Genomic DNA, 26,998 nt, shown 5'->3' on the forward strand with positions numbered 1-26,998 from the left:
CTGGAAGTGATGAAAATGACTATGGTCTGCTACAGATTTTCGTGGCGCGCACAAAAGCACAACGGGCGACCAGCGCCCGTTGTGATGCTTAAAAAAATCCGTATTGCGGTGTTGGGATTAGCGGTAAAACGCTTCAACCACACCCTTCACTTTGATCAGCATAGGATTGCCTTTGCGGTCGCGGGTTTTGCCAGCCTGTACGCTGATCCAGCCTTCGCTGATGCAATACTCTTCGACGTCGTTGCGTTCTTTGCCGTTGATTTTGATCCCTATGTCGTGCTGAAACACGTCAGCATTGTAAAAGGGGCTGCGCGGATTGATGGATAAACGATCCGGTAATGGGGGGAGTTGTGTAGTCGTAGTCATAGGGCAGAATTATCTATCAGATGCGCGCTGCGTTCAATGCCTGATTATTCGTTAATAGGACTTACGCAAAACCGCCCCAGCGGCGTTATGGCTCCAGGTAGTGAACCTTGTACACTGCGTACTGCCTGCGTCGCCATGCCTTGTTGGGACAATTTTGCGTCAGTCCTGGTTAAGTACGTTGTGACTGGCGCCGGCCTCGGCGCGCAGGCTGCGCAGGCGCTGGTGTGGTTCGTCGTCCAGGTCCAGTTTCCACTGCTGTTTGGCGCACAGATAGTGTTCGGTAAACACGTCCAGATAGGCTTCCAGCGTTTGCGCCGCCAGGGTTTCACCGGCCAGTGCCAGACACAGCGCGGCGACTTCTGAAGTACACAGATGATCGTCGCGGCGCGAACGGCGCAACTGGTAGCGCGATACCTGTTCCGGCTCCAGACTCAGCACCGGAAAAGGCAGCAGATACGGGCTTTTCTTAAAGATTTTGCGCGCTTCCGACCAGGTTGCATCGAGCAGGATGAACAGCGGGCGCTTGCCGGCAATGCCAGTGCCAGTCCTATTCACATCGTCAGCCGCCGTTTGCTCAGCAGGCAGCAATTGCGTGATCACGCGCTCGGGCGCGACAAATTCGCCCGGAAAAACCACATACGGCTGCCATTGCGGATCAGCCAGCAAGGCCAGTAAGGCAGGGTCAACTTCGGTGCGCGCCCAGCCAAAGGCCAGCGTATCGGGCACCAGATCAGCGATCAGCCAGCCGGTATTACTGGGTTTTAAAGTCTCGTGCTCCGCCATCAGCAAACAAAATCCGGCACGGGTAGGCAGCACCGTGCGCCACGCACACATACAATGGCTGAGGATCAGGCGGCAGCCGCCACAGCGCTCGCCATGCGGCCCGCCGCGCGCCAGAAACGGCCGCGTGCTGCGTGCCAGCCGGGCAGTGCGTAAGCGGGAAACAGCATGAGGTGGCAGTGCAGGATTCGTCATGATGGTGGTCATTCAGGGCAGCCAGAGCCGCCGGAAACAGTCTACAGGGCGCGTATCTTGGCATTGTCTGCGCCAGTTTGCAAACCGCTGCGGCGCGCTGCCTGCCACCACCGGGCGCAGCTGCCGCATCTTTGTCGCTGCCTGTGCATTCCGGTCAGCCATTGTCGTCTGTTGCACGTTAGGTACAGACACTGACTGTCATATCCGGCTGGCAAAGCACTAAGGCAGCAAAACAAGGCAGCAAAACAAGGCAATAAAATAAGGAAGTAAAAGACAGCCAAAGTCAGTCTACCCCGTGTAATATCAAAACTTTAATCCAACTGAGAGCGAGACCATGAAAAAAATTCTGCACATCCTGAGCCTGGTTGCCATCACTGCCAGCTTAAGCGCCTGTATCTCCGTCAGCGAACAAAACGTCGAAGCCAGCAAGCAAATCTCTGTCATGGCAGCGCAAGCGACAGCCACCTGCGGTCAGGGCAATGTCGATAAAGTCAGCACCAGCAGTTTCACTTGCAAGCAAAACACCAGCCGCTAAGCAAACAGCGCAGCCAAAAAAAACAGCCGGTCATAACACCGGCTGTTTTTTTGCACTGACTTCAAACTCAGGAAGCAAAGTCCGAAATCAAAGTCCGAAACCAAAGTCTGAATCCCTGCGCGGCTGCTGGCAGCATTTCAGCCTGCAGGCCGCATCAACACTCAGTCTGGCTGATTCAACTCATTGATTCAAATCGATGATTGAGCCTCCGGCTTCGGTCCATCACATCCGCTTTATTTCGCAAACTTCGCGTAATATGCCTGCACCGCAGGCAGAGCGGCGATGCGCTGATTGTGTGCATTCAGCGCCGGTGCGACTTGCGCCACCAGATCGGTCGGCACATGATCCAGACGACCGGAATTCAAACCACGGATATCCACAAACACCTTCAGATCCGCCACTGTCAGGCGGCCATCGGCAAAGTATTCGCCGCCTTGTGCCAGTAAACGCTGCTCCAGCCAGCGCAGATAAACCGGAATAGAACCGTTGACCAAGGCCAGACGCGCCGCCTTTTGCTCTTCACCCGTCATGCGGAAAGTCGGGCCTATCTTGATGCCAGCTTCTTCCACCACAAAGCTCACCTCGTCGCAGTACAAAGCCTGCAAAGCGTCTTGCGGATAAAGGCCAGCCAGCTTGCCCGCGTAACGCAGCATCGCATCACATTGCGTGATCTGTACACCATCCACCTCCAGCACCGGTACCTGCCCGAACGGCGTCGCTTTGCGTACATCGGCAAATTCCGGATAGCTGAAACGGTGATCTTCAAACGCCACTTCGCCCAGCGCTAATGCGAGTCGTACCGGCTCGCCACGGCCACCATGAAAATCGAAATAGGTCAGTTTAAGTTGAGGCATGTTGTCTCCTGAATGATTGCTAAACATCGACGGTCAGTATCGACCGGCAGCGTCTGAAAAAAGTGTCATGCGGCTAAGCGCGCGGCCATCATAGCACGCGCCAAAAACACGGGTTGCACCCGCCACGCATTGGAAAGACGCAGCTCCCGGGCAGCAGACGACGCTTTGCTGTGGCTGGCCGCCAATGGCTGTAACACGACATGACAGCTACTTCGGTCAATTCAGCCAATTCAGCTAATTCAGCCTCACCCGTTGCTTTACTTAACACTCATCGCCATATTTAAACGCTCTATGGTCTCATCAGCGACGAGTTTATTGCACATTAGGTAGCGCTTTTCGCCTAAGGGGATGTCTGAGAGTTGAATGATATGGACATCTTTTGCATATTCCTCAGTTTCTTTCAAAAGATGTATGGCTTCTTCTTCGGAAAGGAACATGAAATCGGCGCGATCTGCAGCAATCATCTTCAACATCGTCGCATTCTCTGCCGTTGTGTGGCGCAATTGCTGTTGTAGTGCTTCCAGCATGCCATCGACAAAGCTACTTGCAGATGGCGGTATCCCTCATGAAGTGCAAGTTGTTTCCGACGCAAAGAAACGACCAGATTTTGTGCTGCCATCCTTCGCTGCATACATGGATCCGTTACGTGACAGAGATGGTGCCTTAGTCCTTAGTGCGAAAACGACGCTTCGCGAGCGGTGGAAGCAGGTTCATGGAGAAATGAGGAACTGCGACCTTTTTCTTGCAACTGTTGACGAGAGCATCGCGGAAAATGCGATAAAAGATATGGCGCAGCAGGGCATCATTCTAGTGGTGCCGGAATCACTAAAGAAGTCCGATACAACAGTATATAAGTCCCAGCCCAATGTGATCTCGTTCAAATCTTTTTTCGAGTCAGAGCTCCGATCAAAAAGGATGGGCATCTGGCGAGGCGGCTAACGGTGCCGTATATCTAAGTTGACAGTTTCCGTACCGCGTTTGGCGATCAATCCTGCCAGATGGTCGCCAAGCAGCTTGTCCTTGCAGGTTTAATTAGCCCTTAGAGGTATTATTCTTGCAGGCCAATGCAAGGCTTCCCAAGCGGCCCCAGCTCTTTTCTCTCCAGCATGCCAACCTCCACTGCGTGAGGAGATAGGATATCAAGTCGGAAAAGGTCCCCGGAAATCTACGAAGAACCAAAAAAAAGCCCGGCTTAACCGGGCGTTTATATGCTACGTATATCGATTTTTTCGATATCTATGGCAGTAGGTTTTCACTTACTTGGCACAATTTTCATGTTCTGTGTCATCCGGAGGCGTTCAAAATTAGTGCAATCAAAGATCGCATGTATAAAGGCCCCGAGATGATTGCAAAGTTTTGGGCGGGTGCGTAATTCTCTCAGATTTATTGCAATCCGCCTATTTTTTAGTCGAAGTTAATGCAATCAATAATTGAAGGGGATTTAATTTCTTAAATGAAATGTTAATTTAAAGCATTTATTAAGAAAAAAGCCTCGCCTGCATTTCATTTTCCTGGCCGCTGACGTCGGCTGATACACTCTTCATATGGTTGGAGTGGTTGTTGGAGAGTGATCATGGAACATCGAGAATGCCCGGCTTGCGGCAAGTTATTTTTACCGCGTTCTCAAAACCCGACCCAAACCTACTGCTCTAAAAAATCCTGCCAGCGAGAGCGCCGCCGCCGTTGGCAGCAGCTCAAACGCGAAACCGATCAAGACTACGTCGACAATCAGGCGCGTGCCCAGCAGGCCTGGTCGGCGCGAAATCCTGACTATTGGCGCACATATCGCAGCCAGAATCCTCAGTATGTTGACGATAATCGGACGAAACAGCTGGTGCGCAACTACCAAAATCGCGCCAATATGATTGCAAAGATGGATGCGTCAAATTCCCGTAAAGTCTTATCCAGTGGACTGTACCGGCTGATTCTGCTGCCTGACCCGGTGATTGCAAAGAAGAACGTGTGGAATGTCTTTCTTTCCCTCTTGCAGCCCCCCAAATTTCCCCAGGTCGCCGTGATTGCAAAGAGAGGACGCGTGGCAAAGTAGCTTGCTGTCTGCTAATTTGGTAATCGCATCTTGCTCTGCGTGCGGGCCGTGTGGCTTCCACGATACTCCAGAGCTGGAGCGGATACGCAAATGAAAACCGATCAAGACAGTTACGAAAAGTTCGTGCAGCCAGTATTCTTCCTGGCAGCCGAATATGTGCGTATGTCCACCGAGCATCAGCAATATTCCACCGACAACCAACGCCAAAAAATCCGCGAATACGCGTCACAGCGCAACGTCAATATCGTCAAGACCTATGCAGACGAAGGTAAAAGCGGCCTGCGCATCGACGGTCGGCCTGCTCTGCAGCAGCTGATCCGTGATGTCGAGAGCGGCGCCGCAACCTTCAATACCATCCTGGTGTATGACGTCAGTCGCTGGGGACGCTTTCAGGATGCCGACGAAAGCGCTTACTACGAATACATCTGCAGGCGTGCCGGCATTCAGGTTGTCTATTGTGCGGAACAGTTTGAGAACGATGGTTCTCCTGTCTCCACCATAGTCAAAGGTGTGAAACGTGCGATGGCCGGTGAATACAGTCGGGAATTGTCTGCCAAAGTATTCGCTGGCCAATGCCGCCTGATCGAGCTTGGTTTTCGGCAAGGCGGCACCGCCGGTTATGGATTGCGGCGGATATTGATCGACCAACATGGCACCCAGAAAGGAGAACTTCAACGGGGAGAACACAAAAGCCTGCAAACCGATCGCGTCATCTTGATACCCGGCCCTGAGCATGAACTGAAAATCGTCACGCAAATCTATCGCTGGTTTATCGATGAATGCATCAATGAAGTGGAAATCGCCAGCCGCCTCAACGCCATGCAGATTTATTCCGAAATCAACCGGCCCTGGAGCAGGGCCACTGTCCACGAGGTACTCACCAACGAAAAATACATCGGTAATAATGTCTACAACCGCGTTTCCTTCAAACTCAAAAAAACGCGCGTCGTGAATACTCCCGACATGTGGATCAAAAAAGAACGCGCATTTGAACCCATTGTTCCGACGGAAATTTTCTATACCGTGCAAGGCATCATGCGGGCACGCGCCCGCCGCTATACCGACGAAGAATTGATAGAGCGTTTGCGCGCTCTGTATCAATCCCGCGGCGTCTTGTCCGGCATGATCATCGATGAAATGGAAGGCATGCCGGCCTCCTCGGTATATACCTATCGCTTCGGTAGTCTGATCCGCGCCTATCAAATGGTCGGCTTTACACCGGATCGCGATTATCAGTATTTAGAGGTAAATCGCTTTATTCGACGCCTGCATCCTGAAATCGTCGCCGATACCGAGAACAAGATTGTCAAACTCGGCGCTCAGGTGTTACGCGATCCCGCGACGGACTTATTAATGGTGAATCGTGAATTTACCGTCTCCATCGTACTGGCGCGCTGCCACCATCTCGACGGCGGCAGGAATAGGTGGAAAGTCAGGTTCGATGCTTCCCTGCTGCCGGATGTGACAGTCGCAGTACGCCTGGATAACAGCAACCAGAGCCCATTGGATTATTTTCTATTGCCGCGACTGGATTTTGGAACCCACCATTTCAGTCTGGCCGACAGAAATGCCGCCGAGTTTGAAACCTATCGCTTTGATACCCTGGACTATTTGTATGGGATGGCAGAACGCACCCGATTGCGGAGGGTAGCATGAGCAAGACGGCGCCGCCTGGCGATTTGCGGTTGATCCCCATCAACAAGATCGATATCCTGAATACCCGAGAGCGCAATACTAAAATTTTTGACGAGATCGTTGAAAACATCAAAGCGCTGGGTTTGAAGAAGCCGATCACGGTGACGCCGCGCTCCGGTAAAAATGGCGAAGAGCGTTATCTGCTGGTGTGCGGCGAGGGGCGCATGAAAGCCTTCATGTCTCTGGGTCAGGCCAATATTCCGGCATTGGTGGTGACCGTCAGCGATGAAGAGGCCTTCATCATGAGCCTCGCTGAAAACATCGCCCGACGGCAATACCGACCGCTGGAGCTGTTGGCCAATATTGAGACTCTGCGCAATCAGGGTTACGACAAAAAAGCGATCGCCGCCAAAACTGGACTTACGGTCGAATGGGTCGGCGGCATTCTGATCTTGTTGGAACGAGGAGAGGAGCGGCTGCTCGTCGCCGTCGAACGGGGCAAGATTCCGTTGACGGCGGCGCTCGCTATTGTGGGTGGCGAAGATGACGATAAGGCGGTGCAAAAAGCACTGCAGGATGCCTATGAGTCAGGCAAGCTCAGAGGAAGACAATTATTCGAAGCAAAAAAGGTGATCGAATGCCGGCATACGTTGGGAAGAACGCTGGAGCGCGGCATGTCGCGCAAACGCAGCGATGTCACCACCTCCAGTTTAGTACGGACGTATCAGAAAGAAGTCGAACGCCAGCGCATGATGGTCAAGAAAGCAGAGATGACGCAGCAGCGCTTGATGTTTGTCGTCGGCGCATTAAGACAGTTATTTTCTAATGAAAATTTCATCAACCTATTGCGTGCGGAAGGGCTGGATACGCTGCCGACTTACTTAGCTGAACGAGTCTGGTCCAAAGGGAGCTGACGATGGCCGACGGTGTGGCATTGGGGTTTTCCATGGAACCTTTGTCGGTGGCGCTCGTGAATATCCTGCCGTCGCGCAATATCCCGAAAGAATTGGATAGCTCCCGCAAATTCAAACAGATACTCTCCTCGATCAAAGAGATCGGATTGATCGAACCGCTGTCGATCACGCCCGTCATCAAAAAGTCCGAACATCACATGCTGCTTGATGGCCATGTTCGCCTGGTGGCGATGCGCGATCTTGGGTATGTCGATGCGCAGTGCCTGGTCGCCAATGACGACGAAGGTTATACCTACAATAGTCGTATCAATCGGCTGTCGACGATCCAGGAACATCTGATGATACGACGTGCCATTGAGAGAGGCGTGTCGCCACAGCGTCTGGCCGAAGTGCTGAGTGTCGATATTAGCCAGATCCTGAAAAAAATGTCTCTCTTGAAAGGCATTTGTCCAGAAGCGGCCGAATTGCTTAAGGACCGGCAGTTTTCGACGGACATTGCCAGGGTACTGAGGAAAATGAAACCGACCCGACAAATCGAATGTGCGGAATTGATGGTGTCGGCCAATGTCGTGACCGTCTCTTATGCGGAGGCGATGTTGGTGGCAACGCCGGTCGAGATGCTGGTGGATGGAAAAAAACCGCAAAAACTCACCGGCGTATCGAAGGAGCAGATTGCCAAGATGGAGCGCGAGATGGGAAGTTTGCAGGCGCAGTACAAATTGGTGGAGCAGTCGTACGGTCGGGATGTTTTGAACCTTGTTTTAGCGCGGGGCTACTTGGTGAAGATTTTTGAGAATCAGGCCGTTTCTCGGTGCCTTTTTCAGGAACATCCCGAAGTGATGGCGGAGTTTGAAGCAATCGTGAAGACGGTTACGCTTGAGCATTGAAAATTTTATAATTTCCCAAAAAGCAGTGTTTGCTTCCAGGACGATTGACAATGCAGTCATGTGTTGCTGAAAATACTCTACTCATTTAGTGCGATGCGCCATAGGGACTTTCAACATCACCGACGAAAATACCCTCAAATATCGAAAGTATCGGCCGTTGGCCGTTCACGGAGAAAAAAATGCCGATTGGTCCCATACGCAATTCAACGATTGATTCTGCCTTTAAAGCCATTGTCACTACATCACTGGGGCAGGTGAATGTACTCACCTGCGGTCATACAGAGTGCAATGACTGCTATCCTCATGCTCAAAATGTCCATGAATTTGTACATTACTCGCGTGACCTTATTCAAGACTGGAAAAAGGACATGCATGGCAATCAACTCTGTTGGAGCCAATATTACGCCGACAAACACGACGATATAGCGTTAATCACTGATCAGCCAGGTCGAAATTACCAAATGCTTTGTCTGATCAAAGTTTCGGCCTGCAAACGACTTCACATTCGTAGCGAAAGGGGGGACAGAGTCGAGCATTTCGCCCTCAACTTCGCCGTCCCAGCAATGAATATGGTTCGTATACAACTACATCCTAATGCGGATCAAACTGGTTACATCATTTGAATTCAACGCGCTTTTGTGCGGGATACTCTCTTTTCTGTCGCGCGGAGACAGTTTCTATCAAACAAGAGATCATTTCTCTACGACCTGAAATGTATTCAGGCACCTTACGCGCAGCGATCATTTGCTTGAAAGCTCAATCATGTCCGAACTCATTTTGAAATCCGGCCCCACGTTGCTCTGGCGGCAGCGGGAATACGATAGTGTCACCGATGAAGAGCGCTATATCGACCTCGATGTCACTACTGTCGCACATGAATACCTATTTGAATCTGCGACCATCGACAAGGACGTATTGCTCTCAGATATTTTTAAGTTACTCGACGCAGCACCGATACTGACGGCCATATTACGCCGGGACTTCAGCAATGAATTACTAGTTGAGGCCAGAAAAGGTGTTGCACCCGATTTTAAGCATGCTTACTCACCCGAGGGAATTGAGTTTTTAGAGCTGTATCAATGCTGGCATTTGAATACCGCCACGCGTGAATATGAGCCAGTGCACCGATTAGACTTTCACGGAATAGGTTATGAGTTACGTGAGGACCTAAATCATGGACATGGCTGTATATACTCTGCCGGCACGAGAATTCACTGCAGCGTTTCCATGACGCCCGTCCGTGAATTACTGGCGCTCCCTATCCGCTTTAACCCTGTCGTCAGCATTTGTGAAAATGGCTTGTCCGCCAAAAAGTATGCGCAGGAATTGGAAAAGGTCCAACTCACAGGTATCAATTTGGGTCAGATACTCCACAGTATTTTCTGGGAACTCTCTTGGTATGGTGGACCAGAGAAACAATCTCAAATGAGAGCGCGGCTCCAAGCTCACGTCACGGATATCAAGAGTAAGTAGCCCAAAACGACCATTGCGCAATTGCCGCTGCGCTAGATTACTTGGTGCTCAAATTTTTTAAGCTTGCCATTTGATTGAGTCCGGTGAAATCAGGTCGGATCCAGTGACGGAAGCATGCGGCAAAAGCAATACACGAATGCCTGCGTCGTGCCAAACGGTGTTTGGTGGCTTTCGCCACGACTTTCGATCAAGTTGAATTCCGTACCGAATTGCCCGTGCAGTGCTTCGGCATCGTAGCGGGCGACTTCGAGTCCGCTGCATTTTTCCGGTCCGTCTGGCGCAAAGGTTGCGACGATCACGTGGCCACCAGGTTTCACCGATCGGGCAACTTGCTTAATGTAGGCCGCGCGTTGTTCCGGGGTCGTCAGGAAGTGAAATACGGCGCGATCATGCCAGACGTCGTAGCGCTGTGCGGGCAATTCCGCTTGGACGATGTCACCTACGATCCAGTGAACTGAGTCGCCAGCCTTGCCGAGGCGCTTCTTCGTCACTTCAAGCGCGGTTTGCGAAATATCGAACACGCTGATATCGCGATATCCAAGATGAATCAAATCGTCGACTAGTGTTGACTCGCCTCCCCCCACATCGATGACCGCCGTCTTGGATGGAATTCCCGTTTTCAGTATCAGTTCTAGCGACGTTTCCAGGTGTGGACGGTACCAGCTCACGGCCTCGGGTGCCTTGGTTTGATAAACACCTTCCCAATGTGATTGATTGCTCATTCCCCAACTCCAATATATTGTTTCTACCTTTATCAAGGCCGAACCATCGGCCGAGGCCGATTGCTCTTTAGTTTAAAGCGGGTAGCCAATTTTTTCCGGCGACCGGCCGGATAGATTGTCGAGCAAGTACTGTGAGCAGATTTTTTAGTGCTAGATTGCAATGACCAAATTCGGATCGAAGCTACCATTCTCAGTACCGCCACCTCTGGTCATGTAACCGCAGGGATTACAAACGACACGACATTCCCCAATCTGATAATCAAACGAATCGTGCATGTGCCCGTGAATCCACAAATCAGCCTGCATCGCGAGGTCATCTAAGTTAGAGGCATATGCCGCAGAAACTGGATCGTCCGCGTACCGTTCGGCAACCGAAAGCCTCGATAGCGCCATGTGCGTGACAACGACCGTCTTTCCAGAAAATGCTTCAGCCAGTTTCGCCTTCAGCCAGTGTTTTTGCTCCGCATGCATTTTCGCTGTATCGGCTGCTCTTAGCTTTCGATAACCAGCATTGGCCAGACGAATGCGCTTGTAATCCATCATCACCGCCTCAGCTTCGCGCATGGCGGCTTGTTTGGTGTCGGCTCCGAACAGACAAAAGTCCGTCCACATGGTGGCGCCTAGAAAGCGAACGCCATCTACAATGAGTTCGCCTTCGTTTAAGAAATGCACATGGCCGATCGCCTTGCAGGCTTCTGCTATCTCTACTTGTATATCATCGAGATTTTTACCGTAAGCTTCGTGATTCCCGTGGACATACAAAACAGGGATATCTGCAAAGGTTTGATGCGCCCATTCCACGGCTTTAGCACCGGTATGGATGTCGCCGGCCAGGATAACCACGTCCGGGCGGCTGATCGTGATATCAATTTTCGGGGCGAACTCTTTCCACAGTTCAAGATGTAAATCCGAGAGGGGTAGGATGCGCATAGAATTGTTTTGGTTAATTTTTGCTGAATTGTAGATCGTCAGTCTGCAATGCTCGCTACAAGTGGAGATTTCCAGGATTCTTTTGGTCAAACGCTTGACGCGGGTGCATCTCGTTTAGGCAAGGCTTGCTCTCCAAACGACCACGGTAGTAACCGGGTAATATTCGTAGCATCGTCCAGCGCCCGATGGTGGCTCCCCTCCAACTGCAAGCCGGTAAGCTGGCAAGCTTTGGCCATCCCCACTTCTTTGCCAATCTTTTGGGCCTTGGCAAACATTCGTTTGGCGTTGAGGTGCGATAGTGCGACGGGATTAACCACGCCATGACGGACGCTATCCCTCTCGAATTGTTTACGATCGTAGACGCCCCAGCTGAATTGGAATTTGTCGATCACCGTTCCATCGACGCCGATCCAGCAGGCGCCGATCTCGATCGTTTCCATGGTTTCGGGCGTGATCAGGCCATCGTCTGAGCAAGTCGCTTCAAGGTCTATGACCAGGAGCGGGGCGTTCGGGCGAGTATTGTTGATTAAGTAGTCCATGCTTTGCATTCTTGTCCGCTATTCCGAAAGAAACTTCTCACAGGTCACCGTTCTGAGCAAAAGCCATCAACTTTTGAATGACACTATTTTGCGCTGTAATCATCGCGTTGTTTTTTTCGCTGACAGCAACGGCATCGTCACCAATTGAAAACTGGTGCCGATATGTCTCGTAATTCAATCCGGCAGTAGAAAAATCCGCAAACGTATTCGTATTTTTTTTGATCAACATCTCCAATTCCCGCACGCATTTCTCGAACTCATCGGCGCGCGTCTCAATGCATTCTTCCAACGCTTTGATGACCGGTCCCGCCGCACCTTTCATGCAACCGGCGAATTGCTGAATTTCCGCATGCCATCGCAGTAGCTCAGGAATGTGTTGAGCGAACTCGCTTCGTAATGGTGGAATCGCACCGTCTCGCAAATCGATGAGCAGGCTCGCATCGAATTCCACGCCGTCGCCTTGGAACGGATTTGCTGCAAAACGCTGCTGAGACTCTTGAACACTTTCTTCCGAAATCGGAAGGCCGAACAGGGCGTATGCTTTTGCACTGTCTTCCGTCATGGGTTTCATGTGACGTCCGCGCGGATTGCAAATGACACGCGTGCCATCAAAAGCATAATTCATTTTGCGATGGATATGACCACAGAGCCAGGCATCAATACGAGGTTTGTCCGAGCAGAAACCAAAATTAGAAAAAGTTAGTTCGCTGGCGTAGGCGGCTGTTTGATACATCCTGCCATTGGGCTGCCGGCCGTTTCCGGCGGCAACGCCTGTCGGATAAATTTCGTTTTCGGTGAGGCCATCTAATCGCAGGCTTTGGTAAGAAGGATGGTGGTGTGTGACAACGACCGTTTTGCTGAATGACGCGTCGGACTGCGTCTCTCGATACAGAATTTTTTCCTGAATCGTTTTCCAGGATTTTTCGTTCAGCAGATAACCGACAAATGGATGAAATCTCCCCGTGTTGATGTATTGCTCCTGAACATGCCGCCGGTAGCTGTTGTCGTCAATTTCTTCGAGTGCGCAATACCTGTCTACGCATCGATAAAACCGAGCGAGAAAATTTTTATCCTCATACAAGCCCTTGCAATAAATGTTTGTGTAGTCACGCATGTGATGTGCTTCATCAATCAGTGTTGTGTTGAACTTACCCAGATTCGTCCAAAAGGTGGCGCCGAAAAAGCGAACGTCGTCGATAGTAATAAATTCGTTTTCAAGCACATGAACATTCGAGCCGGCAGCAGCATCTTTGATATCTTTGAGAATCACTGACATATCCACTGGCGCGTCTTTTTTTGTCCAGTATTCGTGGTTTCCTAAAACATAAATGACAGGTTTTTCCAGCGTTTTAAGCCACTCAACGCCTTCTGTGCCGAAACCAATATCGCCGGCAGCAACAATCACGTCGCAATCCAAATCTGAGGGAAGCTGATACGGGCCCGATTCCAGGTGAACGTCGGAGAGAAGGTGAATTTTCATGAATATGATTAATGGCAGTGCTTCATTCGATGGAAAATATGATTGATAAAGTCTTTGACGAATAGAGAAATTCAATCGTTGTGAGAAAGGTCATTCGTTATGCTGAAAAGGATCTCAGTCATATACCTGTGCTCGTTCTCAAAAATCAAAATTTATTGCATATGTCGTTTCTATTGAGGATGATATCGGTTAGCCTGTTCCAGGCTAATTTGGGTTATCGCAAGTTCAAGTTGCGCATTTTTGCGCATGAGAAGCTGCCTTCCCTCATCAATATGCGGTCCTGAGACAGGGTGAATGCCCATTGCCGCAAGCCTGGACAGCAGACCTCTGGAGGAGCATTTTGTTCTCTTCGCTAACTCGGCAAGAAAAACATATCTTTCTGAGAAGTCGTCGGCAGATTTGAAAGAAATACGTTTTTCCCTTCCGCGCGGCAGGACTGATTCTATCGACGTGATGAAATCGTTGCGAACTAAAAAATATGCAACTTCTTGTTTGATACCAAAATACCGTGCAAATTCCTGTACCGACATATCTAAGCGGTTTATTGCGTTGTGCTTAGCCAGCCACTGACTTACTACCTGACGCGAAAATATCCAACTGCCTATGCCGCGCTTTCCAGTGCAGAGTGATATGGGACGAATCACGCCGCGTACACAGTCAACGATAAAATCAGCAATGTCAGCGTGACCCCACATCCAGTGACGGATCATGTGGCTGAACGTTATCTCGCTTTCTAATGATGGCATGCATTCAAGTAAAGCCTGGCCGACATCCAATATTCGATTAATGTCTGCCAAATTAATCATCCAGGGGGCATTGTTGATCTCTAGCGTTTTTTTTGCATCTGGGAAAAGTATGTTTCGTAGCTGTCCGATTCGCTTCTTGCTGAATCCGATCAGCTTGGCTGCAGTTTGCAAGTCGACGAAATTATGCACGTGTTGACTGGAGGCATTGAGCTGCTCACGTTGGATAACAGTGTAGTTGCGACCATTCTCTGAATTGACTCGAATTTCACCAATAATCAATCCATCTTCAATCATTTTCTGTAGGCGTCTGGGTGAAATTTTCAACTCGTGGCAGGCGTGGCTAGACGGCACCCATGCTCCATGCATTCTTTGGTTTTCCGGAATCCTTTTATTTCTTTTTGCAATGGGCGCTGGCCAGTTTATCAGCACATATTGATTGAAAGCCGATCTTAAAAATTCATAACATGGATCGTGCAACGTGTTAAAAATGCTCGCATGCAAAGTGCCAAAACATTTTGGCAAGCGGCGTGATGAGAACGATGTTCGATACTGGTGTTCCAATGAGATAAGTAACTTATGGAATGCCGTTGGCCAGTCAATCAAAATGTCGGCGGCCACGTTAGTCAAAATGCTTGAAACCTCAATACGATCAACGTATGCAATTTTTTGAGATCGAATATTTCTCGAAACATCCCCTACGCTGCCGAGCAGTCTTACGACACGTTGGATCTGCGCTGTCGTCAGGTTATGTAAAGTTGAAAATTCTCCAATACTCCCGACAGGAGCAACACTATTGCTGATAGCAAGAGATAGTTGCGAAACATTTCTCGAACAGGGATGCGGTCTCATATGTTGCAGTTGTAAACCGCAATCGCAGATCAGAAGGTGTTTCCGTCTCCAGGTTAACGGCATTGAACACTGCGCACAGATATCGATCAGCTGGCATTGATGCATTGGACAGGAGTCAAAAAACAGCAGCTCCCATTCGCGTCTCCAAATGGGGTCAACATCCAGGCAATAAGGGCAGAATCGAGCGAATCGAATATTCCATGATGAGCTTGGTAAGCAATTGATGAAATTGTTGTATGCAAGAAAATTTGGCGCTGCAGCGAAATCGACTTCGCTAAGCATTGAATTGCTCAGATCATTTTCAGTTGCGACCCGCTTCAAGTAACCAAGTCTTCCCTCACCGCTCCTCCATACTGGTCGAGCCAATAGCTGTTGAAATGCAACGCTGCGCACCGCAACCTTTAAATTTTGCGATGTGTGCGATATCATCGTAAAGCGCATTGACAGAGGTTATGTCCGGTTAAATTCTCCTTACCGGCGGCTTCAATAACTTGTTGCGCTGAAACATGAAACGTGGTGTTTCTGCCTAAAATTGAATCGAATGAGCAGCATTGAATTTTGCGATAATGCGCGTCATTTTTTAGCCCGGTTTTTTTGAGAAATGGCATTCTTGAAAGCAACGTTGACCAGTCACTCTCTGTGATAAACAGGCTGGCAAGATATGGGCGATGGATGCACCGTTGATTTAGTCGAATGCCAAACTTGAGGAGACACGTTAATAGCTTCCCGAGATTGAGTCTGTTTTCAATAGCTGCTTTGGTATGCTCCCACTCCATTAGTAATACGCCGGCAGATTTCGCAGAACCTTGACTCTGTCTACTAATGCTTTGCAACGTGATGCAGAGAGATTCAATTTGTTTCAGATCGAATCTTGCAAAACGAAGGGATGCATTGTTGTTATATGGACGAATGTATCCCTCGCTGACCAAAGTATTAATTACCGATGGTTTTACGTTCAAAAATCTGGCTAAATTGGCTTTTGAAACCAAACGAGAAAATTGCTTTCCTAATTGACTTACAAATTTTCGCGGATATAAATATGATGAAGATTTTACGTCATACTCAATTCCGCAATCAGTCAAGAATTGAGAGCTGGTAATCCAGTCCAATTCTGCTTTATTGATTTTTAAATAGTATTGACAGCTTTTTTCGTTAGTATAAAAGATACTGATTAAACGGTTTGAATTATGCCATGGCGGTTGTAGTTTCTCGCCCGTTTTTGTTAACTGTGCGTCTTGACTGTGCGCGGATAAAAAATCAGCAGAAGCGTTAACCATTTTTCTTTCTTTAATCACGGCATCAGACGTCACCACGTTAAGAGCATTGACAATTGTTGGAAACTTAAATGGGAACCAGAATGGCAATTCTGAAGGACATGCGACACATTCAAATTCAAAATAATCGAAAATGCCAGCAAGGCAATTCCCGTATTGCGTCGTTAGTGCAGCATTCGCGCGTTCTATGATCTGATAGATTTCAAGCGATGAAAGCAATCTGATCGAAATATAGTTCAACTCGGTTGGCCGTACTGTGTGAGCACAGGCTAGAAATTTAATTATTGACCAGTATCGTTTTCCTAGTTTTTCCGAAATCTCAGGCAGATAGCAGATATTTTTTTCTTTATCGATTTCATACAATTGTTTATTCCCCATTGCGAAGTGCAAGATTTTCAGATGAAAGTGAAAGACATCATGGTCTGTTGACGTTGCTTTTAGACTTCGAAAATCCTGACCACATGCGCAATTATTGATACGATCAATATGCCAGTTAAGTCGCTTGCGGCATCGTGAGCACTGGTCGACTAGTCGGAGCTGATGTCTATCACATATAACGTACCAATTTTGTTCCCATATCCAACGATGATAAGCGGCTTCTGCCAGACATGCGGGACAGACCCGCCGGGGCTCAGTCATAAACCGTTCGGGAGCTGCATAGCGAGTGTGTTCAACGCAATTCAGTGCATCCCAGTAATTAATATCTGAATCATTTTCAATGACTGACCAGCTATCTTTTCGCCCAAAAAGCATACACATGTCATTTTTGTTGAGCCGCAACATACTGCTCAGAAAAGTGGTATCGAAAGCCGGTGTAGTCGTCAAATAATTTTTAACTGTATTGCGCAGCAGTATGCCTGCCGAACAATAGCCATTTTCTTCAGCTACCCGGGCTAGATATCCTAAATGTCCCTCGTGTGCGTACCGTTTTGGCCGTATGAGAAATTCACGCTGTCGCATATTCGAAATATTATCGGCATTCATTTTCCAATCTCCCGCCAACCATGATTGTCTCCATCCAAGTCAGAAGGTTCATAAATTTCTCCAGGCTGCGTGAGACGCCGTTCTTCAAAATCTTTACTAAACGGATTTGGATGTTGACTCTTTTTGAATCGTGACTCATTCAATATCCAGTTTTGAAATGCTGATTGAAGAAACCTGAATGTCAGGGTATTTTCATTTTCTTTTTCAGCCAATATTTCTGTTTCACAAAATAAATCGACTGTATTTCTAAGAATGCCATCGGTTGCATAAAATAGTCGCTTTAAATGATGAGCCTCATCAAAGAAATCGTTGTTTTTAAAAATAGAATTTTTCAATAATGCCTTGACCAGCTTTTGAAATGACATTCTTGACTCTTCAATGAAAATAGAAAATGGCATTAACGCCTTTGCTGTTTTGAATCGACCTCTTAATTGTGTGTTAATGCGGAATAATTCTTTTGAGCGTGGTGCCCCTGAAAAAATAACTGGAATCTCTATTGCATCGATCAAAGACTTGAGCGCATCAGCATTGGACATGTGGGTTTTTAATTTCCCGCGGTCCAAAAAATGCTGTATCTCATCAACGATGAGAAGTTCCACGTTGCAGTTCTTGATTAAATGGATAACGCGATGACGAAGCTCCGGAACCTTACCTCGAAAAGGAAAAGGATCGCCGAGGGCACAGAGAATTTCGCTGTACATTGCGGACTCCGTAGGCTTACTTGGGAGGCAAATGTAAAGAATGGGGATGACAGTTTTTACTTCTGTATCGTAACGAGGGTACCTTGAACGATAGGCTTTTAGCAGCGTCGATTTACCGACACCGCTGACACCAATGATCAGCAAATTTTTTGGTTTTCCGTTACTTCTATACGACTGATGGGATTGTTCGACACAATCGGCAATGATCGCATAATTCGTGTGCTTTACGAGCTGCTGATCTATGCTCATGCTGATTCCGATCGAAAAAGATTGTGGGGTTCAATTTCGTACTCATCTTGTGGCGGCGGTCGTGTTTCGTGCCGTTCAGTCGGTAGATAATTTTCTGTCGGATCGACTAAATCCAGTTCGTCATGATCCGTTAAAACTAAATCGGGTTTTTGCGTTTTTTTGGAATGTTTTCGTGACGTAGTGCCTACAATCTTTGCAGCGCGTTTTCGATCCGCTAGTAATTTACTGTTGGATAGTCCGACAACGTGTTGACGCATCAATTCTTTTGCCTCAATCAGTATCTTGTAATCATCCGATTCGTGATAGAGATCATGAGCAAATTTCTTGATCAATTTGTGTTCATATAGCGTTAATCCTTCAGCGTAGTCAGGATTCACGTTACTTACCTTGATCCACATTTTTTCAAATGGATCGAACACCCAAATGCTGCCAATATTTAATTTCGGTGCTTTAATTTTGACTTTTGACAGCGAGCGACCATGTTCCGCGTTCACCCCGATACGCATCCGCAAATTTCCTAGCGCAGGAGAAATATACTTTTGTCTGCTATTGAGTTCGACGCCATACGCCCAAATCGGACGAAAAAGCGTTTCATTGCAGATAATCTCAATGTCATGGACAGAAAAGGGAAGATATCCGGTACTCATTCTGCATCTCGCCGCCAGGCCTCAATGGGTGTGCAGCCGAGACCACGATGGAAGCTATTCATATAAATATCAATGAGCCATAAATGCACTAAGCGATTAAGTTCGTTAAAGTCGATAACAGCCGCTTTTAACGGATCGTAGTCCTTGCGTTTGTAATATTTCGCCAGAGTTGTTCCCGGCAACTTATGGATGAACTGATAATTGAACGTTTTTAAAAATGACTCTATGGAACCCTTCCAGTTTGGTTGCTTCTTTGGGCAGTAAGCCAATTCGAATCCCATTTCTTCGGCAATAATTTTCAGCGTCGTTGAATGAAATTCCTGGCCGTTGTCGCAGCGTAGTTCCGCAGGAATTCCGAAGACTGGCCAGTTTCCCTGAATTTTTGGAAACAACTCGCGTACATAAGTTTTTGGCTTGACGCCGTTTTCAATGCAGGCGATAACAGCTTCAGTACTGCAGTCGTCAAAGCCGATGTGTAAGCCCCAAGGCATTTTTGTGTCTCGGCAACAAGCCATGGTTAGCGTTGGCCTTCCGAGTGGTATGCCCTTTACAAGGTTGATGACGAAATAGTCGATTGGAGTATGATCAATTTCGACAATTTCCAGTGGGCGAAATGTTTTTGGAACTTTACCGTTGAAGCAGAAGCGGAGTCGAGCCTCTGCCAGGCCAGCTCTTGCAGCCATGACTTCAAATGGATCTATTTGTTTAATGCGTCTCATAAAACTTGATCTGGATCTCGACCGCAACTTGTTTCCGTCAATACGCCATTGATTTTCTTTTCTGCAGATCAGATCCATTTGCATTACCAGATCCTCAACACTGGCACCGCGCTCTTTCAGATAAAGTTCTTCAATTAATTTATCTTGAATTTCAATTTCCTCTTTACTTGCGCGAGCTTGATTTTTTCCACCGCGATTCTCAAATTGATAGATCGCGGCAAGACGGTCACAAGATGAAGCAAGATATTTTTTGTACCATCTAAAAATTGTGGTCCGATGCGGCGGATTTGCATCATCTAATTGCGCAGCAATTGCTGCAATTTTCTCATCGATAATTCCTGCTCGATCAATTGATATGGGACCGTCCTGAAGAAGTCGTTTTATGTATTTATGAAAGCGCAATGAGTGTTTTTGAGTTGCTTCTGAAAAGTCGTTTAATTGCCTTCCTGCCGTAACGGTATGAAGACTGGTTTCATTTCTAGTTGGTAGTATGTTTTTTATGTTGAAGTTGATCTCGCCATCGTTATAAGAGGACAGTAAATCGTTGATCGTCGTGGTTCTGAAATTGCCGGTTTCAGATTTCAGCAAAACCTGATCTTGATTTGATATTTGCTGGATTGCGAATATTTTTTCGTGCCAGCGAAATTTGCTGTTAAGGGAAAATGAAGCGCGCTGCATCATGTGTCTTCTCCAATTGAGAAAATGAAATTTGTGTGCTGTCCGAAATGGCTTGATGAAAATCAAAAAAAGCCAATCCTGAAGCGAGCATGACGAGAACGTCGGTTTCTGATCTGAGATGGTCGCTGGCTTCCCGTAAATTTGTGAAGGGAAAACTGGATTTCAAAAGCTCTAGCTGCTGGTGAATTCTGTGCGTTTCCAAATGACTTTGTATATTGCGTATGCGAAATGGAAGCAATTTTTTTGCGTTGGCGAGCGCCGTACCTGAACGCAACATCTGGTCAGTGACGATCAAATAGCGGTAGCCCAATTTTTCAAAATGTTCTTTTGCAATTTTCAGATGAAGTTTGACTTCCTCGCGTAACAGCATGGCTTTTGGTTTGCATTCGACCAGGATGTTTTCAGAGCTGGTCGTAATTAGAAAATCTGCTGTTCGTGACGTTTTTTTCCCGTTGACGACGAATGAATAACGAAATGGTTGGCTGACGACATCGTTAATGCCCGCGGAAAATTCAAAAAGTGCGACCGCATCTTTTTCGATCGACCCCTCCCATTTGATTTGCTTGTTATATTTTTGCGATGAAAAAAAACCGCGCAAAATGCCGCCAGAACGAGTGACTATATTCCTTGGCTTATGAAACTCAGACACAAGAACTCTCCCTTCCATCTTTTAGACGGAAAATTAAATTTGCGGAAATAGGATGAGCGGCAGGACCGGGACGACCGCGACTGATGACGGAACCCGAATCTTTCCGGACTAACTGCTGCTCATCGAAAATAAAAAGCTTTGAGTGCAGACTTAGTTAGTCGCTACGCATGAAAGCAGTATCTGAAAATTCAGATGGAAAATGGCGGCAACAAAAATTGCTGCGATAAATATTGAAAATGTTCATGGTGTTGGCGTCCTCAGTCAAATGGCCAAAAAAATTGGCAAAAACGAACCCGTGCTGTGTAAAAACACAACATGAAATATGGGATGTGGCTTGACTGGGTCGCTGGCTAGATGGATACTTGATTTACCAGATCAGTATTCAAAGTAGTTGCAGCGACACAGCCGCCTCATTTCAATGGATGATGGCGGTTTTGTTTTTTACATATCGGCCTCCGCAATTTCCAGCCCGGATACAAATTTTTCCAGGCCCATGTCCGTAGTACTCAATAATTTTCCGATATCTTTGATATTGACTACCATTAAAAGCATTTTTCCTCCGCTCAGAGGCGCCCTGAATATAGAGTTTGTCGGTTTATAACTGACGCTTGCTTCAGCCTGGTCAATTTCTGCTTTTTCTAAAACCAGTACTTCATAAATGGCGTGCCGAATGGATTTTTTTGGGGCAGGTCGTGCACCGAGTTCGATGCGACTCAAATAACTCAAGTCAATGTCAGCACGTGAAGCGACATCTTGCAGGCGCATTTTTTTCTTCTTACGAAGCGAGCGAAGGAGTTCTCCGAAACTGTTTTGCATTTGACCCCCAAAGATAATTTTGGACAGTGTTTGCCAAAATTTGAAATGGGTCAAGAACGTGAAAATGTGGAAGAAAGTTGAAAAAGCACGATGACAGAAATTTGAAAGTGAGTGTTGATGCGGGTCTTGGAAGGGTGTTTTTTGTATTGTTATATAGATACGAAAATAATATGAATTGTTGAAATCGAAAAGAAATTTTAATCAGTTGTAAGTTAACAACGGATGGGTGATTTTTTGATTTTTTAGTGACAGTCGGAGTGCGGTGTAAATTATGGGTAGGAGAGTGTCAATGTCGCTCGTGATGATTCACTTCCCTGTATGGACATACAGCTATGCTGCTATAATCGCGAGCTAATAAGCAACGGAGAAAGATATGCAAATTGAGCAAATAGAAGCGTTCGACTTGGACGTCTTAAATCCGTTCGGCTTTTATGAATTTTTTGCTGGCGGAGGGATGGCAAGGCTTGGCCTTGGGGCGGCGTGGCAATGTTTATTCGCGAATGATTTCGACGAAAAAAAAGTTGCATCGTATAGGCAAAATTTCTCTTCGGATAATGAAATGCATCACGAAGACGTTGCCAAAATCGCTTTACATCAAATGCCGGATGTTCCAACTCTTGCCTGGGCTTCATTTCCTTGTCAAGACTTGAGTCTTGCAGGAAATGGGAAAGGTCTTGCAGGTGACCGATCTGGTGTGTTTTGGGCATTTTGGAAATTGATGCAGGGTCTCGGCCAGGAAGGACGCCGTCCGCCGATCATTGCACTAGAAAACGTTTCAGGACTAATTACGTCTCATGGCGGCAAAGATCTGACAAACCTGATTACGGCTCTTTCGACAGACGGTTATCGTATTGGTGCAATGTTGGTAGACGGCGCATTATTTGTCGCGCAATCTCGTCCGAGATTGTTTCTCATTGCTGTCGCTCGGGGCGTTTCGATACCCAAAGGATTGACCGCGAAAGTGCCGAATCCGTGCTGGCACCCCACTTCGTTGCAAAACGTTGTGGAAGCGCTCCCTTCGGAGATAAAGAAAAGCTGGTTATGGTGGCAGTTACCATTACCAACGAATGAGGCACCTCACCTCTCTGAAATAATTGAGTCGGAACCTATTGGTGTGGAGTGGCACAGTGGCGCAGAAACAAAAAAATTGTTGAGTATGATGACGCCTGCCAACTTGAATAAAGTCGAAGAAGCAAAGAAATCGGGACAATTCCAGGTCGGAACCATTTATAAGCGTACACGTGATGGCATACAGCGTGCTGAAATTCGTTTTGATGGAGTCAGCGGTTGTCTACGCACGCCATCGGGAGGTTCAAGCCGTCAAATCGTTATGATTGTAGATGGAAACACAGTTCGTTCGCGGCTTATTTCCCCACGAGAAACAGCGCGTTTGATGGGTTTGCCGGAAACTTACATTTTACCGAATCGATATAACGACGCATATCATCTGACCGGCGACGGTGTTGTTGTGCCGGCTGTCAGCTGGATTGAGCAACATATTTTGCGTCCAGTAGGATTGTCGGCGCAGAAATCGCTTAAGAAAAGAACTCGAGGTCAGTTGGCTCTCGAGACCGCTTAAACAAGATTAGGTTGGTTAAGCAACGTGGATACTCTGACTCCAGAGCAAAGACGTAGGGCGATGGCTGCAGTTAAGAGTCGTGATACCAAACCTGAACTCGTAGTGCGCCGACTTCTTCATGGCGCTGGATACAGATTTCGACTTCAGCGGAAAGACTTGCCAGGTAAGCCAGATATTGTTTTAACACGTTTTAATGCCGTTATTTTTGTTCATGGCTGCTTTTGGCATCAACATTCCGGTTGTAAACGTGCTTTGCGGCCGACAACTCGGCGCGAGTATTGGGAGTCCAAGCTCGATCGCAACATCGAGAGAGATGCTAAGACAAAATTAGAACTGGAGCGACTTGGGTGGCGAGTACATATTGTTTGGGAGTGCGAAACTCAAAATATTGATTTTCTTCGCCGACAACTTGTTCAATTCCTGCAGGTAGAAAAGTAAATTTAGTTGGTCACGATAATATCTATGTCGGTTAGACCCGACTATGAAGAGAATGCGGGTGCTGCATTTCGGAGATACCGAACTTGTTGTAAGCAGTTCGGCATGTAAAAATTACTTCAACATAAATCCTAATCTTGTCTAACATTGCTTTTAGCCAGACTTTTAGAAAAAACTGAATGAAATCTAATCTTGAGACATTTGCACGCGATAATAAATTTACTGGTAAAGGACCGCTGAGCGTTGCTCTTGTCATTACAGAACGAGTAAAAAATAAAACATTTCCACTGGATTCAAATGATTTTCTTGCGGAAAGTGGAACGCAAGTGGCTGGTCTTGGCTTAGCTTCAGTGCAGGCCATTTTAACGCGCAACGGCATTAGTCGAGTACTGGCTAAAGAGGGGGGGCGCACCAGCCGAGGTAGTGTGCCAAATATGATCAGCTATATTCAATTTTTAAATCAAATGCATGCTGAAAATGTATTGGATCTTGAAATCGCTGAAAAATTTTGGATTGGTCGGGTTGAGGCATTCTTCGCGGGAAAACCGTTCACTCTGCGACTTGATCCGCAATTAGGATTGAGAGCAGTTGTGCGCAATTTAATGGATCAGGCGTCCCTGCGCCAAAAAGCCGATACCGGTACGATGTTCCTGGGAACTGTTATGCAGCATTTGGTTGGCGCTAAGCTCGATATTGTTCTAAAAGGAGAAAGCAGCATCGAGCACCACAATGCGAATCAAAATGATCAAAAGGAAGGTAGAACCGGAGATTTTGATATTGGCGACGTTTCAATTCACGTCTCAACAGCTCCCAGTGAAGCTCTTATTCAGAAATGCGTTGAAAATCTCTCTATCGGCCAAAAGCCTATGATTATCACCGGACGGAAGGGGGCGGTCGTTGCAGAAGGATTAGCTGAAAATGCGCACATTTTAGACCGTATTGATATTATCGAATTCGAACAATTCATTGCTACCAACATACATGAGCTGGGAAGATTCTCGCTTGAACAGCGAAGGGTCAAGGTCGAGGAAATAATTGAGCGTTACAATCAAATCATTAATGAGGTTGAGACGGACCCGAGCCTGATGATTGAGCTTGCACACGGGCGATAAACTTTTCATCAGAGCAAGCACTAAAAATTAGAAATAGTGTTTGTACTGCTGAAACCTCAATACCATAAATATTTGTTAAAAATGAATGCTAAGATGTAAAATACATTCAACTTAGCAACATTATTTCTTGATATGGCGACCTCTCCAAACATTCCTCAGCCAACACCTCATCCAGGTACGCAACAGAGAGGACATGTTCCTCGTCCAACACAACATCCGCCTCGACCGCCTTCTAAATGAATTTGGAATATGGATACTCTTGCAGATCATTTATGGCAAAGACGTTGTGGTCTTAAGCTACGGGCGCTGACAAACCGTTTTTATTACCAAGAACGACAGAGGATATTTGAATCTCGTGAAGGCATGGTCAAAATCATTTCCATCCTCGGCGGCACGGTGGCGTTTACCAAACTGATGGATCCATTGAGTATTCAGATATGTGCGTCCTTGATTACCGTTTCCAGTGTGATGTCCCTTGTTTTTGGTTTTGGAAATAAGGCAAGGGATAGTGCAAAACGCAGTGCTGAATGGGCACGCTTGGATCATGATATCGAACTCGGCGGCGAAACCAATTTTGTTGAGACAGATATTAATCAATGGGCTGCGCGTTGCAGTGAAATTGAATCGAGCGAGCCCGCACAACATCCTGGATTGTTTGAACGCAGCTATTTGAGAGCTTGCGAGGCACTGGGAAGTACTCCGCATGAATCTAGGTTTTGGCGCAGGATTCGGCCGGTCATTTTGCTTCATTGAAATTGGTGATATTTTTGATTTGACGTGTGATTGGATTTCAAATGAGTAATACATACAATCTTTTTATTAGCCATTCTTGGGCATATGGTGACGCATACGATCGACTAATTGAGTTATTGGATACACGTCCATATTTTTTTTACAAAAACTATTCTGTCCCCAAGAATGATCCACTTCATACACGTGGTACTGATAAAGACTTGCATGCGGCGATAAAGCGTCAAATTGCTCCATGTCATTGCGTTTTGATTTTTGCAGGCGTTTACTCAACTTATAGTAAATGGATTAATAAAGAAATCGCCATATGTGCAACTGAATTCGGGACGAAAAAACCAATCATTGCGATTCAACCTTGGGGTGCAGAGCGGACTTCGAAGATCGTGAAAGAAAATGCTGATGCGATTGTCGGTTGGAACACCGAATCGATTGTCAAAGCTATCCGCGAAGTGTCAGCATGAAAAATCAATCGACCAAGTAGGGAATCAGAGAATATGAGGAAGGCGTTAGTTGTAGGAATTAATTACTACGATAATATTTCTGGTTTGTTTGGGTGCGTAAATGACGCATATGCGGTGAAGAATGGATTGGAGCGACATAGTGACGGGTCTATTAACTTCTCAGTCCGCCTCAAAGTGGCAACAGCTCAAAATGACAAAATTACTCGCACTGAACTTAAAAGCGCGGTTCGAGAGTTGTTTGCAGACGATAGTGAAATTGCGCTTTTTTACTTTGCGGGTCATGGATATATAGAGGACTTAGGCGGATATTTGTGCGCAAGCGACTGTGAGAGCGGTGATGATGGATTGTCATTGGCGGATGTCGTTAATATTGCAAATCAATCTAAGGCCCACAATAAAATTATTGTATTGGACAGTTGTCATTCAGGGGTAGCCGGCAATACTTCACCCTCAAGGCAATTGGCAGAAATGACAGAAGGACTAACCATTCTTACCGCCTCTACAGATCAGCAATATGCGAGTGAGGAGAATGGAGCCGGAGTTTTTACGACCTTATTTGTCGACGCACTTAACGGGGCAGCAGGCAACTTGGTTGGAGACGTGACGCCAGGTAGCGTATACGCGCATATTGATCAATCTCTGGGGCCCTGGGATCAGCGTCCCGTCTTTAAAACAAATGTGAAAAGCTTTGTTTCGTTGAGAACTGTTCAGGCACCCATTAGCTTGCAAGAGCTGCAGAGAATAACAGATTTTTTTCCTGAGCCTGGTATTGAGTTTAAATTGGACCCTTCATACGAGCCAGAGAGTGAACACCCGAACACTGATAAAACTTCAATATTCTCAATATTGCAAAAATACAATCGAACCAATCTCTTGGTACCGGTTGATGCACCGCATATGTATCATGCGGCAATGAACAATAAAGCTTGTAAATTAACTGTTCTTGGCGAACATTATCGCCGGCTGGTCGCGAGAAAATTAATATAGTTTTC

29 protein-coding genes are annotated in these 26,998 nt (G+C 47.0%); 14 read left to right on the top strand and 15 right to left on the bottom strand.

Translation table 11 applies throughout. The features are described from left to right. Positions 1–117 precede the first annotated feature (117 nt). Together H8K43_RS12965 and H8K43_RS12970 are read right to left on the bottom strand one after the other, a co-directional pair. The gene (locus H8K43_RS12965; RefSeq protein WP_162019641.1) at positions 118–366 is read right to left on the bottom strand and encodes a DUF3297 family protein; all 249 of its coding nucleotides are present in this window, start codon (positions 364–366) and stop codon (positions 118–120) included. A 159-nt stretch (positions 367–525) separates the two neighbouring features. Further along, positions 526–1,341, bottom strand: a complete 816-nt coding sequence (locus H8K43_RS12970) for a tRNA-uridine aminocarboxypropyltransferase (protein WP_230403931.1) — start codon at positions 1,339–1,341, stop codon at positions 526–528. A gap of 334 nt (positions 1,342–1,675) precedes the next feature. Between H8K43_RS12970 and H8K43_RS12975 the strand changes: the two genes are divergently transcribed. Beyond that, complete coding sequence (locus H8K43_RS12975; protein ID WP_186904228.1) at positions 1,676–1,876, top strand: hypothetical protein; 201 nt, start codon at positions 1,676–1,678, stop codon at positions 1,874–1,876. 233 nt (positions 1,877–2,109) lie between these two features. Here the strand turns inward: H8K43_RS12975 and H8K43_RS12980 are convergent, their stop codons facing one another. Beyond that, positions 2,110–2,730 (bottom strand): glutathione S-transferase, encoded by a 621-nt coding sequence (locus tag H8K43_RS12980; protein WP_186904229.1) that lies wholly within the window; start codon positions 2,728–2,730, stop codon positions 2,110–2,112. A 257-nt stretch (positions 2,731–2,987) separates the two neighbouring features. Next, entirely contained in the window at positions 2,988–3,257 is a 270-nt protein-coding gene (locus H8K43_RS18865) for a hypothetical protein (protein WP_222611037.1), read from the bottom strand. Between H8K43_RS18865 and H8K43_RS12985 the strand changes: the two genes are divergently transcribed. The 7 genes from H8K43_RS12985 (at position 3,256) to H8K43_RS13015 (ending at position 9,686) form a co-directional block, all read left to right on the top strand. Further along, complete coding sequence (locus tag H8K43_RS12985) at positions 3,256–3,669, top strand: type II restriction endonuclease (RefSeq protein WP_222611038.1); 414 nt, start codon at positions 3,256–3,258, stop codon at positions 3,667–3,669. The two genes, H8K43_RS18865 and H8K43_RS12985, sit on opposite strands and share 2 nt — an antisense overlap. A gap of 634 nt (positions 3,670–4,303) precedes the next feature. Next, positions 4,304–4,777, top strand: coding sequence for a hypothetical protein (locus tag H8K43_RS12990; RefSeq protein WP_186904231.1), 474 nt, complete (start codon positions 4,304–4,306; stop codon positions 4,775–4,777). 90 nt (positions 4,778–4,867) lie between these two features. Beyond that, positions 4,868–6,433, top strand: coding sequence for a recombinase family protein (locus tag H8K43_RS12995; protein ID WP_222611039.1), 1,566 nt, complete (start codon positions 4,868–4,870; stop codon positions 6,431–6,433). Further along, entirely contained in the window at positions 6,430–7,326 is an 897-nt protein-coding gene (locus H8K43_RS13000) for a ParB/RepB/Spo0J family partition protein (RefSeq protein WP_186904232.1), read from the top strand. The genes H8K43_RS12995 and H8K43_RS13000 overlap by 4 nt, the downstream gene beginning before the upstream one ends. Before the next feature lie 2 nt (positions 7,327–7,328). Beyond that, positions 7,329–8,213: a plasmid partitioning protein RepB C-terminal domain-containing protein gene (locus H8K43_RS13005; protein ID WP_186904233.1), complete on the top strand. Its 885-nt coding sequence runs from the start codon at positions 7,329–7,331 to the stop codon at positions 8,211–8,213. A gap of 179 nt (positions 8,214–8,392) precedes the next feature. Beyond that, on the top strand, positions 8,393–8,836 hold the full coding sequence (locus H8K43_RS13010) for a hypothetical protein (RefSeq protein WP_186904234.1): 444 nt from the start codon (positions 8,393–8,395) through the stop codon (positions 8,834–8,836). A 139-nt stretch (positions 8,837–8,975) separates the two neighbouring features. Beyond that, positions 8,976–9,686: a hypothetical protein gene (locus tag H8K43_RS13015; protein WP_186904235.1), complete on the top strand. Its 711-nt coding sequence runs from the start codon at positions 8,976–8,978 to the stop codon at positions 9,684–9,686. Positions 9,687–9,775: 89 nt separating this feature from the next. On the opposite strand, the gene H8K43_RS13020 is transcribed toward H8K43_RS13015, so the two are convergent. From H8K43_RS13020 to H8K43_RS13070, 11 genes are all read right to left on the bottom strand, one after another. After that, positions 9,776–10,408 carry a class I SAM-dependent methyltransferase gene (locus tag H8K43_RS13020; protein ID WP_186904236.1) on the bottom strand — a complete coding sequence of 211 codons (633 nt, stop codon included), beginning with the start codon at positions 10,406–10,408 and terminating at the stop codon, positions 9,776–9,778. A gap of 150 nt (positions 10,409–10,558) precedes the next feature. Continuing rightward, a complete protein-coding gene (locus H8K43_RS13025) occupies positions 10,559–11,338 on the bottom strand; it encodes a metallophosphoesterase (protein ID WP_186904237.1) in 780 nt (259 codons plus the stop codon). An 86-nt stretch (positions 11,339–11,424) separates the two neighbouring features. Then, positions 11,425–11,877 (bottom strand): 3'-5' exonuclease, encoded by a 453-nt coding sequence (locus H8K43_RS13030; protein WP_186904238.1) that lies wholly within the window; start codon positions 11,875–11,877, stop codon positions 11,425–11,427. A 37-nt stretch (positions 11,878–11,914) separates the two neighbouring features. Next, positions 11,915–13,357, bottom strand: coding sequence for a metallophosphoesterase (locus H8K43_RS13035; RefSeq protein WP_186904239.1), 1,443 nt, complete (start codon positions 13,355–13,357; stop codon positions 11,915–11,917). A 170-nt stretch (positions 13,358–13,527) separates the two neighbouring features. Continuing rightward, positions 13,528–15,393: a TniQ family protein gene (locus H8K43_RS13040; protein ID WP_222611040.1), complete on the bottom strand. Its 1,866-nt coding sequence runs from the start codon at positions 15,391–15,393 to the stop codon at positions 13,528–13,530. After that, the gene (locus tag H8K43_RS13045; RefSeq protein ID WP_186904241.1) at positions 15,378–17,210 is read right to left on the bottom strand and encodes a TniQ family protein; all 1,833 of its coding nucleotides are present in this window, start codon (positions 17,208–17,210) and stop codon (positions 15,378–15,380) included. Before H8K43_RS13045 ends, H8K43_RS13040 begins: the two co-directional genes overlap by 16 nt. Next, the gene (locus H8K43_RS13050) at positions 17,207–18,160 is read right to left on the bottom strand and encodes a TniB family NTP-binding protein (protein WP_186904242.1); all 954 of its coding nucleotides are present in this window, start codon (positions 18,158–18,160) and stop codon (positions 17,207–17,209) included. Before H8K43_RS13050 ends, H8K43_RS13045 begins: the two co-directional genes overlap by 4 nt. After that, positions 18,157–18,807: a hypothetical protein gene (locus H8K43_RS13055; RefSeq protein ID WP_186904243.1), complete on the bottom strand. Its 651-nt coding sequence runs from the start codon at positions 18,805–18,807 to the stop codon at positions 18,157–18,159. Before H8K43_RS13055 ends, H8K43_RS13050 begins: the two co-directional genes overlap by 4 nt. Beyond that, entirely contained in the window at positions 18,804–20,207 is a 1,404-nt protein-coding gene (locus tag H8K43_RS13060) for a DDE-type integrase/transposase/recombinase (protein ID WP_186904244.1), read from the bottom strand. The genes H8K43_RS13055 and H8K43_RS13060 overlap by 4 nt, the downstream gene beginning before the upstream one ends. Further along, positions 20,179–20,853, bottom strand: a complete 675-nt coding sequence (locus H8K43_RS13065; protein WP_186904245.1) for a TnsA endonuclease N-terminal domain-containing protein — start codon at positions 20,851–20,853, stop codon at positions 20,179–20,181. Before H8K43_RS13065 ends, H8K43_RS13060 begins: the two co-directional genes overlap by 29 nt. Positions 20,854–21,294: 441 nt before the next feature. Further along, positions 21,295–21,669 carry a helix-turn-helix domain-containing protein gene (locus tag H8K43_RS13070; protein ID WP_186904246.1) on the bottom strand — a complete coding sequence of 125 codons (375 nt, stop codon included), beginning with the start codon at positions 21,667–21,669 and terminating at the stop codon, positions 21,295–21,297. A 373-nt stretch (positions 21,670–22,042) separates the two neighbouring features. Between H8K43_RS13070 and H8K43_RS13075 the strand changes: the two genes are divergently transcribed. The 6 genes from H8K43_RS13075 to H8K43_RS13100 all read left to right on the top strand — a co-directional run bounded on the left by H8K43_RS13075 (position 22,043) and on the right by H8K43_RS13100 (position 26,993). Beyond that, entirely contained in the window at positions 22,043–23,248 is a 1,206-nt protein-coding gene (locus H8K43_RS13075) for a DNA cytosine methyltransferase (protein WP_186904247.1), read from the top strand. Between the two features lie 24 nt (positions 23,249–23,272). After that, positions 23,273–23,686: a very short patch repair endonuclease gene (locus H8K43_RS13080; protein ID WP_186904248.1), complete on the top strand. Its 414-nt coding sequence runs from the start codon at positions 23,273–23,275 to the stop codon at positions 23,684–23,686. A gap of 176 nt (positions 23,687–23,862) precedes the next feature. After that, on the top strand, positions 23,863–24,795 hold the full coding sequence (locus H8K43_RS13085) for a DUF4928 family protein (RefSeq protein ID WP_186904249.1): 933 nt from the start codon (positions 23,863–23,865) through the stop codon (positions 24,793–24,795). Positions 24,796–25,044: 249 nt separating this feature from the next. Beyond that, positions 25,045–25,548: a hypothetical protein gene (locus tag H8K43_RS13090; protein ID WP_186904250.1), complete on the top strand. Its 504-nt coding sequence runs from the start codon at positions 25,045–25,047 to the stop codon at positions 25,546–25,548. Positions 25,549–25,589: 41 nt separating this feature from the next. Beyond that, positions 25,590–26,006, top strand: a complete 417-nt coding sequence (locus tag H8K43_RS13095) for a TIR domain-containing protein (RefSeq protein ID WP_186904251.1) — start codon at positions 25,590–25,592, stop codon at positions 26,004–26,006. 33 nt (positions 26,007–26,039) lie between these two features. Continuing rightward, positions 26,040–26,993 carry a caspase family protein gene (locus H8K43_RS13100; protein WP_186904252.1) on the top strand — a complete coding sequence of 318 codons (954 nt, stop codon included), beginning with the start codon at positions 26,040–26,042 and terminating at the stop codon, positions 26,991–26,993. Positions 26,994–26,998: the final 5 nt, after the last annotated feature.

It is taken from the genome of Cognatundibacterium curvum (assembly GCF_014284235.1).
Classification (GTDB): Bacteria; Pseudomonadota; Gammaproteobacteria; order Burkholderiales; family Burkholderiaceae_D; genus Undibacterium; species Undibacterium curvum.

Coding starts and splice junctions, on each gene's coding strand:
- H8K43_RS13040 (WP_222611040.1), bottom strand. CDS start 15,393: ATGCGCTTTACGATGATATCGCACACATCGCAAAATTTAAAGGTTGCG.
- H8K43_RS13005 (WP_186904233.1), top strand. CDS start 7,329: ATGGCCGACGGTGTGGCATTGGGGTTTTCCATGGAACCTTTGTCGGTG.
- H8K43_RS12970 (WP_230403931.1), bottom strand. CDS start 1,341: ATGACGAATCCTGCACTGCCACCTCATGCTGTTTCCCGCTTACGCACT.
- H8K43_RS13050 (WP_186904242.1), bottom strand. CDS start 18,160: ATGAGCATAGATCAGCAGCTCGTAAAGCACACGAATTATGCGATCATT.
- H8K43_RS12965 (WP_162019641.1), bottom strand. CDS start 366: ATGACTACGACTACACAACTCCCCCCATTACCGGATCGTTTATCCATC.
- H8K43_RS13055 (WP_186904243.1), bottom strand. CDS start 18,807: ATGAGTACCGGATATCTTCCCTTTTCTGTCCATGACATTGAGATTATC.
- H8K43_RS18865 (WP_222611037.1), bottom strand. CDS start 3,257: ATGCTGGAAGCACTACAACAGCAATTGCGCCACACAACGGCAGAGAAT.
- H8K43_RS13095 (WP_186904251.1), top strand. CDS start 25,590: ATGAGTAATACATACAATCTTTTTATTAGCCATTCTTGGGCATATGGT.
- H8K43_RS13090 (WP_186904250.1), top strand. CDS start 25,045: ATGGATACTCTTGCAGATCATTTATGGCAAAGACGTTGTGGTCTTAAG.
- H8K43_RS12995 (WP_222611039.1), top strand. CDS start 4,868: ATGAAAACCGATCAAGACAGTTACGAAAAGTTCGTGCAGCCAGTATTC.
- H8K43_RS13030 (WP_186904238.1), bottom strand. CDS start 11,877: ATGGACTACTTAATCAACAATACTCGCCCGAACGCCCCGCTCCTGGTC.
- H8K43_RS13085 (WP_186904249.1), top strand. CDS start 23,863: ATGAAATCTAATCTTGAGACATTTGCACGCGATAATAAATTTACTGGT.
- H8K43_RS12990 (WP_186904231.1), top strand. CDS start 4,304: ATGGAACATCGAGAATGCCCGGCTTGCGGCAAGTTATTTTTACCGCGT.
- H8K43_RS12975 (WP_186904228.1), top strand. CDS start 1,676: ATGAAAAAAATTCTGCACATCCTGAGCCTGGTTGCCATCACTGCCAGC.
- H8K43_RS13020 (WP_186904236.1), bottom strand. CDS start 10,408: ATGAGCAATCAATCACATTGGGAAGGTGTTTATCAAACCAAGGCACCC.
- H8K43_RS13100 (WP_186904252.1), top strand. CDS start 26,040: ATGAGGAAGGCGTTAGTTGTAGGAATTAATTACTACGATAATATTTCT.
- H8K43_RS13035 (WP_186904239.1), bottom strand. CDS start 13,357: ATGAAAATTCACCTTCTCTCCGACGTTCACCTGGAATCGGGCCCGTAT.
- H8K43_RS13015 (WP_186904235.1), top strand. CDS start 8,976: ATGTCCGAACTCATTTTGAAATCCGGCCCCACGTTGCTCTGGCGGCAG.
- H8K43_RS12980 (WP_186904229.1), bottom strand. CDS start 2,730: ATGCCTCAACTTAAACTGACCTATTTCGATTTTCATGGTGGCCGTGGC.
- H8K43_RS13010 (WP_186904234.1), top strand. CDS start 8,393: ATGCCGATTGGTCCCATACGCAATTCAACGATTGATTCTGCCTTTAAA.
- H8K43_RS13075 (WP_186904247.1), top strand. CDS start 22,043: ATGCAAATTGAGCAAATAGAAGCGTTCGACTTGGACGTCTTAAATCCG.
- H8K43_RS12985 (WP_222611038.1), top strand. CDS start 3,256: ATGCCATCGACAAAGCTACTTGCAGATGGCGGTATCCCTCATGAAGTG.
- H8K43_RS13000 (WP_186904232.1), top strand. CDS start 6,430: ATGAGCAAGACGGCGCCGCCTGGCGATTTGCGGTTGATCCCCATCAAC.
- H8K43_RS13025 (WP_186904237.1), bottom strand. CDS start 11,338: ATGCGCATCCTACCCCTCTCGGATTTACATCTTGAACTGTGGAAAGAG.
- H8K43_RS13060 (WP_186904244.1), bottom strand. CDS start 20,207: ATGATGCAGCGCGCTTCATTTTCCCTTAACAGCAAATTTCGCTGGCAC.
- H8K43_RS13045 (WP_186904241.1), bottom strand. CDS start 17,210: ATGAATGCCGATAATATTTCGAATATGCGACAGCGTGAATTTCTCATA.
- H8K43_RS13070 (WP_186904246.1), bottom strand. CDS start 21,669: ATGCAAAACAGTTTCGGAGAACTCCTTCGCTCGCTTCGTAAGAAGAAA.